Genomic DNA, 8,893 nt, shown 5'->3' with positions numbered 1-8,893 from the left:
AGGCTAGCCCGCGAAGGGCCATCAAGACCGCTAAAAGCTTCGCGGGCAAGCCTCGCTCCTACAGGTCGTGGGGCCGCAGTCTTTCAGTCGGCATCCATAGCGAATGAAAGTCCGTCATCGCGAGCAGGCCCGCTCCCACAAGGGGACGCAGGTTACTCAAAGTTCTCGAGGTCTACCGGGTCGCCGGATTTCATATCCAGCTTCTTCCGAATGTCTTCAAATACCTGGTCGTAATTTTTGTGAACCGAGCCGATCTGGCTGTGTGTCCTTGGAATACCGTACTTCTCGGCGATATTCGTTATGTTGTTGGCGAAGTTGTAGGCCTCAACCTTGGGTAGAAAGAAGGTTTCGCTCATATCCTTTCCCTGAATGCTGCCATGCATGGTGAACTGGATGCCTTTTTCCCCTTTGTCGTTATTGCTGACCTCATAGTCGAAGTGCAGGTTGTAGCTGACATCATCCGAGGTCAGCGCGTGGCGCTCGATGTGCAAGTGACCGGGGGCGAACGTTGCCATTGACGTTTCTCCTTATAAATAAGTAATGCCAGGTGTCGCCGTGCTGATGCGCGTGCCGGCCGTGCCCTGGACGATCGCTTCGATGTCCGAGAGTGAACCGATCACCGCGGTTTTTCCAGTATGGCGGGCAAACTCGCAGGCGGCCTGCACCTTCGGTCCCATGGAGCCGGCGGCGAAGCCGAGTTTTTCCATTTCGTCAGGGTGGGCTCGGGCGATGGCTTTCTGGGTCGGTTTGCCGAAGTCGATGCAGGCGGCGTTGACGTCGGTGGCGATCACCAGCAGATCGCTTTCCAGCTGTTCGGCCAGCAGCGCCGAGCACAGATCTTTGTCGATCACTGCTTCCACGCCTTGCAGTTTGCCGCTGGCGCCGTACATCGTCGGGATGCCGCCACCGCCCGCGCAGATCACGATGCTGCCTTTTTCCAGCAACCATTTGATCGGGCGGATTTCGAAGATGCGTTTCGGTCTCGGGCTGGCCACCACGCGACGGTATTTGTCGCCGTCCGGGGCAATCGCCCAGCCTTTTTCGGCGGCAAGTTTTTCCGCTTCGGCCTTGGCGTAGACCGGGCCGATGGGTTTGGTGGGGTTCTGGAACGCCGGGTCGTTGGCGTCGACTTCGACCTGGGTCAGCAAGGTGGCGAAGGGCACTTCGAAGTCCAGCAGGTTGCCCAGTTCCTGTTCGATGATGTAGCCGATCATGCCTTCGGTTTCGGCGCCGAGTACGTCCAGCGGATAAGGCGAAACCGAGGTGTAAGCGGCGGCCTGCAACGACAGCAACCCGACTTGCGGGCCATTGCCGTGAGCGATCACCAGTTCGTTGCCAGCATAAATCTTGGCGATCTGTTCAGTGGCGATCCGGATGTTGGCGCGTTGATTGTCCGCGGTCATGGGTTCACCACGGCGGAGCAGGGCGTTACCGCCCAGAGCAACGACGATACGCATAATGCAGTCCTTCTAAATGAGGTGACTCGGTCTCCCTGGTGAAACCCGATCAGTGTGGGAGTGAGCGTGCTCGCGATGACCATTTAACACTCAACAGAGACGTTGACTGTTACTCCGCTATCGCGAGCAGGCCCGCTCCCACAGGGGCTTTGTTCCAGCCGGGAGAGCCGGGTGGGCCGTTAGATATCCGCCAACGCCGACACCAGGATCGCCTTGATGGTGTGCATGCGGTTTTCCGCTTGCTCGAAGGCGATGTTGGCCGGCGATTCGAAGACTTCTTCAGTCACCTCCACGCCGTTGGCCAGGTGCGGATAGCGTGCGGCGATGTCCTTGCCGACCTTGGTTTCGCTGTTGTGGAACGCCGGCAGGCAGTGCATGAATTTCACCCGCGGGTTGCCGGAGGCTTTCATCATCGCGGCGTTGACCTGGTACGGCAGCAGTTGCTCGATGCGCTCGTCCCACGCTTCTACCGGCTCACCCATCGACACCCAGATGTCGGTGTGGATGAAGTCCACGCCCTTGACCGCTTCTTTCGGGTCTTCGGTGATGGTGATGCGTGCGCCGCTTTCCTCAGCGAAGGCTTTGCACTGGGCGATGAAATCAGCGTGCGGCCACAAGGCTTTGGGCGCGGCGATGCGCACGTCCATGCCGAGTTTGGCGCCGATCATCAGCAGCGAGTTGCCCATGTTGTAACGGGCGTCGCCAAGGTAGGCGTAGCTGATGTCGTGCAGCGGCTTGTCGCTGTGCTCACGCATGGTCAGGGTGTCGGCGATCATTTGTGTAGGGTGGAATTCAGCGGTCAGGCCGTTGAACACCGGTACGCCGGCGAACTTGGCCAGCTCTTCGACGATTTCCTGTTCGAAGCCCCGGTACTCGATGGCGTCGAACATCCGCCCCAGCACGCGGGCGGTGTCTTTCATGCTTTCCTTGTGGCCGATCTGCGACGACACCGGGTCGATGTAGGTGACGTGGGCGCCCTGGTCATGGGCCGCGACTTCGAAGGCGCAACGGGTGCGGGTCGAGGTTTTTTCGAAGATCAGCGCGATGTTCTTGCCTTGCAGGTGCGGACGCTCGGTGCCGGTATATTTGGCGCGCTTGAGGTCGCGGGACAGGTCTAGCAGGTAGTTGAGCTCGCGAGTGGTGTGGTGCATCAGCGAGAGCAGGCTGCGGTTGCGCATATTGAAAGCCATTTTGGATCTCCTTGGGTTTCGGTTATCCGCCTGCTTCGCGCTTTATGAGCGCGGAGCAGGGCATAAAAATTAATAGTCGATAGGGTCGCGAATGATCGGGCAGGTCATGCAGTGGCCGCCGCCACGGCCGCGTCCGAGTTCACCGGCGCTGATGGTGATGACTTCCACACCGGCCTTGCGCAGCAGGGTGTTGGTGTAGGTGTTGCGGTCATAACCGATCACCACGCCGGGCTCCACGGCCACCACGTTGTTGCCGTCGTCCCATTGCTCGCGTTCGGCGGCGAAGCTGTTGCCGCCGGTTTCCACCACGCGCAGCGCCTTGAGGTTGAGGGCCTTGGCGACGGTGTCGAGGAAGTTGGTTTCTTCGCGGCGGATGTCGATGCCGCCCGGCTTGCTGTCGTCAGGGCGCAGGGTGAAGGCGACGATCTGGTTTACCACTTCCGGGAAAATCGTCACCAGGTCGCGGTCGCAGAAGCTGAACACAGTGTCCAGGTGCATCGCTGCGCGAGACTTCGGCAGGCCGGCGACGATGACTTTCTCCACGGCGTTGTGCTTGAACAGGTTCACCGCCAGTTGGCCGATGGCCTGTCGGGACGAACGTTCGCCCATGCCGATCAACACCACACCGTTGCCGATGGGCATCACGTCGCCGCCTTCCAGGGTGGCGCTGCCGTGATCCTGGTCCGGGTCGCCGTACCAGATTTCAAAATCGGCGTTGGTGAACTGTGGGTGGAATTTGTAAATGGCAGTGGTCAGCAGGGTTTCCTGACGTCGCGCCGGCCAGTACATCGGGTTCAGCGTCACGCCACCGTAGATCCAGCACGTGGTGTCGCGGGTGAACTGGGTGTTGGGCAGCGGCGGCAGAATGAAGCTGGAGTGGCCGAGGAAGTCGCGGAACATCTGGATGGTCTTGCCACCGAAGCTGTCCGGCAGGTCATCGGCGGAGACACCGCCAATCAGGAACTCGGCGATATGCCGCGGTTCCAGGCTACGCAGCCACGAACCCACTTCGTTGATCAGGCCGAGGCCGACCGAGTTGGCGGTGACCTTGCGTTCCAGAATCCAGTCGAGGGCTTCAGGGATGGCGACGATGTCGGTCAGCAGGTTGTGCATTTCCAGCACTTCGACGTTGCGTTCGCGCATCTTGGTGACGAAGTCGAAATGGTCACGCTTGGCCTGGGCCACCCACAGCACATCATCGAAAAGCAGTTCGTCACAGTTGTTCGGAGTCAGCCGCTGGTGGGCCAGGCCTGGGGAGCAAACCATGACTTTGCGCAGTTTGCCGGCTTCGGAATGGACGCCGTACTTAACTTTTTCGGTGGTCATTACAGTGATCCTCCAGATGACAAATGAGTCGAGTGTTACAGGGTCAGGAAGCCGTCATACAGGCCGTAGGCCGCCACCAGGGCGCCGACGACAACAGCGGCGAAAATCAGCTTCTCGACGTTGGTGAAAACCGGTTTGTTGAGCTCCATCTTGGCCTTGGCGAACAGGATCGCGCCGGGGGCATAGAGCAGGGCGGAGAGCAGCAGGTATTTGACGCCGCCGGCATAGATCAGCCAGACCGCGTAAATCAACGCGACGGCACCGATGAACAGGTCTTTGCGACGTTCGGCCGCAGCGTTTTCATAGCTCTCGCCACGCACCGCCAGCAGCAGGGCATAAGCCGCGGACCACAGATACGGCACCAGAATCATCGAGGTGGCCAGGTAGATCAGCGACAGGTAAGTGCTGGCCGAAAACAGGGTGATGACCAGGAACAGCTGCACCATTGCGTTGGTCAGCCACAAGGCGTTGACCGGCACCTGTTTGGCGTTTTCCTTGCGCAGGAACGCCGGCATGGTGTGGTCCTTGGCGGCGGCGAACATGATCTCCGCACACAACAGCACCCACGACAGCAGCGCCCCGAGCAGCGAGATGATCAGGCCGACGCTGATCAGCACGGCGCCCCATGGACCGACGACGTGTTCCAGCACCGCGGCCATCGACGGGTTCTGCAGTTTGGCCAGTTCCGGTTGGGTCATGATGCCCAGCGACAGCACGTTCACCAGCACCAGAAACAGCAACACGGTGATAAAACCAATCACGGTGGCCTTGCCGACGTCGCTGCGTTTTTCTGCTCGGGCCGAGAAAATGCTCGCGCCTTCAATGCCGATGAACACCCACACGGTGACCAGCATCATGTTGCGCACCTGGTTCATCACACTGCCCAGGTCCGGGTTTTTCAGGCCCCAGATGTCGGCGGTGAAGATGTCCAGTTTGAAGGCGAAAATCGCGATCAGCACAAACAGCACCAGTGGCACGACCTTGGCGACGGTGGTCACCAGGTTGATGAACGCCGCTTCCTTGATCCCGCGCAACACGAGGAAATGCACGCCCCAGAGCAGCACCGACGCGCCGATCACCGCAGCGATGGTGTTGCCTTCGCCGAAGATCGGGAAGAAATAGCCGAGGGTGCTGAACAGCAACACGAAATAACCGACGTTGCCCAGCCACGCACTGATCCAGTAACCCCAGGCAGACGAGAAACCCATGTAGTCGCCGAAACCGGCCTTGGCGTAGGCGTAGACACCGCCGTCCAGGTCAGGCTTGCGGTTGGCGAGGGTCTGGAACACGAAGGCCAGGGTCAGCATGCCGACCGCGGTAATCGCCCAACCGATCAGCACGGCACCGACATCGGCACTGGCGGCCATGTTTTGCGGTAAAGAGAAGATCCCGCCACCAATCATTGAGCCGACAACCAGCGCCACAAGTGCGCCGAGTTTCAGTTTACCGGGGGATTCAGACATTGCATGACCTCCAATGCAGGAGAAAAGAGACAGCAGATTAATGCTGTTAGCTATTCAGACATCTGACATAGATCAGTACATCGACACATTCCATTGTTAATGAAAGACTTATGAAACTTTTACGGGCATAAGGATATCGCTGGAAAAGCCCTTTCCAGAGGCTTCGGCCAGTTCAGGCGTGAATGATGCATAGCACTTTTGAATTTTGACCTTAGTCCGGTTTTGGCTTTCTGCCAATTTTGTCATCTGTTTTCGGTGTGGAATGGATTTATCAAAATTGACATACAAAACTGTTACACACCGATCCCATAGAATTATCGGCTATAAATAGAAGGCGTTATTTTCCGTTAGTTAATAAACGCTTAAACCCGTTATCCATTTAGTTAAAGTTATGCCTCAATGGCCATGCCGTAAAAAAGGGACGCAAGATGGTGCAAACGACGCAAAAGCTTCGCCTCAGTGCGCTGATCGCCCTGGTCGTCGGATCGATGATCGGCGGCGGGATTTTTTCCTTGCCGCAAAACATGGCGGCGCGTGCCGATGCCGGGGCGATATTGATTGGTTGGGCGATCACTGCGGTCGGCATGCTGACCCTGGCCTTCGTGTTCCAGACCCTGGCCAATCGCAAACCCGAACTGGATTCCGGGGTGTACGCCTACGCCAAGGCCGGGTTCGGCGATTACATGGGGTTTTCATCCGCCTGGGGTTACTGGATCAGCGCCTGGCTGGGCAACGTCGGGTATTTCGTGTTGCTGTTCAGTACCCTCGGTTATTTCTTTCCGGTGTTTGGCCAGGGCAACACGCCGATCGCCATCGGTTGCGCCTCGGTGCTGCTGTGGGCCGTGCATTTTCTGGTGCTGCGCGGGATCAAGGAGGCGACGTTCATCAACCAGCTGACCACCGTGGCCAAGATCGTGCCGCTGATCATGTTCATCGTCATCGCCGCCGTGGCCTTCAAGGCGGACGTCTTCACCCGCGATATCTGGGGAAGCAGCAACCCGAATTTCGGCGGCGTCATGGAGCAGGTGCGCAACATGATGCTGGTCACCGTGTTCGTGTTCATTGGCATTGAAGGCGCCAGTGTGTACTCGGCCAGGGCGGAGAAACGCTCGGACGTCGGCCGGGCAACGGTGATCGGTTTTCTCGGCGTGTTGGCGTTGCTGGTACTGGTGAATGTGTTGTCCCTGGGGATCATGAGCCAGCCGGAATTGGCCACCCTGCAAAACCCGTCACTGGCGGCGGTGCTGGAGCACATTGTCGGTCCTTGGGGGGCGCTGCTGATCAGCATCGGCCTGGCGATTTCGCTGTTGGGTGCATTGTTGTCCTGGGCGCTGCTTTGCGCCGAAATTCTTTTCGCCACGGCTAAAGACAAGACCATGCCGGCCTTTCTGACCAAGGAAAACGCCAACCATGTACCGGTCAATGCGCTGTGGCTGACCAACGTGATGATCCAGATTTTTCTGCTGATCACGCTGTTTTCGGCAGGCACTTACACCAGCCTGATCTACCTCGCGTCGTCGATGATCCTGGTGCCGTATCTGTGGTCGGCGGCGTATGCGGTGCTGTTGAGCGGACGCGGCGAAACCTACGAGCACGCGTCGGCCGAGCGGACCAAGGACCTGATGATCGGCGGCATCGCCCTGGGTTACGCGGTGTGGTTGTTGTATGCGGGCGGGGTGAAATATCTGCTGCTGTCGGCGTTGTTGTATGCGCCGGGGGTGATCTTGTTTGCCAAGGCCAAGCGAGAGCAAGGCGAGCCGCTGTTTACCCATATCGAGAAAGGCATTTTCACCTGCGTCATCAGCGGGGCGGGGCTGGCGGCGTATGGGTTGTACAGCGGGTTGCTGTCGTTGTGAGGTGGCGGCTGGCACCGGTTTTGTATTGAGTGTTCTGGCCCCATCGCGAGCAAGCTCGCTGCCACAGGTTTTGTGTTCGACGCAGATCCAATGTGGGAGCGAGCCTGCTCGCGATAGCTATCTGACGGTCACCACCACTGCGCGCGATGGGCACCCAATTCCGAAGCCGGAAGTGTCCACTGCAACGGTGTGCCGGTGATTTTCAAAGGCACATGAAGCCGATGCGCCGGCCCCCAAGGCGTTTGCTCGATCAACATCCCCTGATCATTTTCATCTTCAGCTCGCAGCGCCTCATCCGTCCCGGCACCGTTTTCAATCAACAATTTCGCCGTTCGCGCCAACGACAACCTGGCCGACCCACCCCGTCCCAATAACGTGATCGCCGCAGCCGCCATCAAATACCCGGTCGCATGATCCAGCGCCTGAACGGGCAGCGGCGTCGGTTTGTCCGCTTTCTTCCACTGCCGGCCCGCGTCGGCAATACCGCTGCTCATCTGCACCAGGCTGTCGAAGCCACGGCGGTTGCGCCACGGGCCGCTCCAACCGTAGGCGTTGAGGCACACATCAATCAGGCCTGGCGCCAGTTTTTCCCGCTCGGCAACACCGTAACCCAACTTTTCCAGTGCGTCGGCGCGGTAGCCGTGGAGCACGATATCGGCGTCCTTGAGCAGGCTTTCGAACACCGCTCGATCGTCGTTGTTGTGCAGGTCCAGCCGTGCGCAGCGTTTGCCCAACGTGACTTCGGGCACCACGCCGGGTTCGTTCCAGGTCGGTGGGTCGATGCGCAATACATCGGCGCCGAGGCCGGCAAGAAAACGACTGGCGACGGGGCCGGCCAACACGCGGGTCAAGTCCAGCACCTTGATGCCTGCCAACGGTTGCGCCACAGAACCTTTCCAGGGTTTCGCGTGTTGACCGCTGCCGGCGCTGAACTGAATCAACGGCTCGGCGTTCACCGCCAGGCCTTGGGGATGCGCCTGCCATTGTGCCCAGCTGCGCATCTCGGCGGCGCAGCCACCGGCATCGACCACGGCCTGTTCCAGATCGGTTTTCGCCCATTGCGCAACCTTGCTCGCCATCGCCGCACGGTCAGCACAAGTGCCGAGCACGCTTTCGGCGGCGGCGCGGTGATGCGGCGCGTTGGTGTGCAAGCGGATCCAGCCGTCCTGGGTCGCGTAGTCCCCGGCCAGCGGGTCCCACAGCGGCGGAACGCTCCAGCCCACGGGGCGGATCGAGGTGGCAAACCAGAAAGAGGCCAGGCGGCGGTCGACTTCAAGGCTGGGCAAGCGACCGGTGTGTTGTTGCAGTAATTCGCTGACTGCCTGGCCGGCGGCGGCGATGCTGGCACAGGCCAGATCAGTAACGGCAAACGCCGAGGGCAGGGCGCCGCTCGACGTAAAGGGAATTGGCGTGTGAGGCAAGCCAAGCGCGGCTTGAATGGACGTGAGTAAACCAGTCATCGAAGGCCCTCCGGAACGAGAGCCCGAGCATAGATCAAACAGGTGATAAAGCGGATGAAACCTGTAGGAGCGAGGCTTGCCCGCGAAGAACGATAATGCGGTCTATCTGAAAACCGCAGCGCTCCCTTCGCGGGCAAGCCT

The 8,893-nt window shown here is 59.5% G+C and carries 7 protein-coding genes; 1 reads left to right on the top strand and 6 read right to left on the bottom strand.

The genetic code is table 11. From position 1 onward, the window contains the following. Positions 1-152 precede the first annotated feature (152 nt). From QMX98_RS28815 to arcD (QMX98_RS28795), 5 genes are all read right to left on the bottom strand, one after another. Positions 153-515 carry a DUF5064 family protein gene (locus QMX98_RS28815; protein ID WP_083375888.1) on the bottom strand — a complete coding sequence of 121 codons (363 nt, stop codon included), beginning with the start codon at positions 513-515 and terminating at the stop codon, positions 153-155. A gap of 12 nt (positions 516-527) precedes the next feature. After that, the gene (gene arcC, locus QMX98_RS28810) at positions 528-1,457 is read right to left on the bottom strand and encodes a carbamate kinase (protein ID WP_010457419.1); all 930 of its coding nucleotides are present in this window, start codon (positions 1,455-1,457) and stop codon (positions 528-530) included. Between the two features lie 179 nt (positions 1,458-1,636). Further along, on the bottom strand, positions 1,637-2,647 hold the full coding sequence (locus QMX98_RS28805; protein ID WP_010457417.1) for an ornithine carbamoyltransferase: 1,011 nt from the start codon (positions 2,645-2,647) through the stop codon (positions 1,637-1,639). A gap of 69 nt (positions 2,648-2,716) precedes the next feature. After that, positions 2,717-3,973 carry an arginine deiminase gene (gene arcA, locus QMX98_RS28800; RefSeq protein ID WP_083375889.1) on the bottom strand — a complete coding sequence of 419 codons (1,257 nt, stop codon included), beginning with the start codon at positions 3,971-3,973 and terminating at the stop codon, positions 2,717-2,719. A gap of 35 nt (positions 3,974-4,008) precedes the next feature. Further along, positions 4,009-5,436 (bottom strand): arginine-ornithine antiporter, encoded by a 1,428-nt coding sequence (gene arcD / locus QMX98_RS28795; protein WP_282411754.1) that lies wholly within the window; start codon positions 5,434-5,436, stop codon positions 4,009-4,011. A 428-nt stretch (positions 5,437-5,864) separates the two neighbouring features. Between arcD (QMX98_RS28795) and arcD (QMX98_RS28790) the strand changes: the two genes are divergently transcribed. Beyond that, the gene (arcD, locus tag QMX98_RS28790) at positions 5,865-7,292 is read left to right on the top strand and encodes an arginine-ornithine antiporter (RefSeq protein WP_077748698.1); all 1,428 of its coding nucleotides are present in this window, start codon (positions 5,865-5,867) and stop codon (positions 7,290-7,292) included. A gap of 128 nt (positions 7,293-7,420) precedes the next feature. Here the strand turns inward: arcD (QMX98_RS28790) and QMX98_RS28785 are convergent, their stop codons facing one another. Continuing rightward, positions 7,421-8,752, bottom strand: a complete 1,332-nt coding sequence (locus tag QMX98_RS28785) for a CoA transferase (protein WP_282411753.1) — start codon at positions 8,750-8,752, stop codon at positions 7,421-7,423. Positions 8,753-8,893: the final 141 nt, after the last annotated feature.

This window comes from Pseudomonas sp. PS02303 (assembly GCF_029959925.1).
Taxonomy (GTDB): Bacteria; Pseudomonadota; Gammaproteobacteria; order Pseudomonadales; family Pseudomonadaceae; genus Aquipseudomonas; species Aquipseudomonas mandelii.
This window is presented reverse-complemented; position numbering and strand designations above follow the sequence as displayed.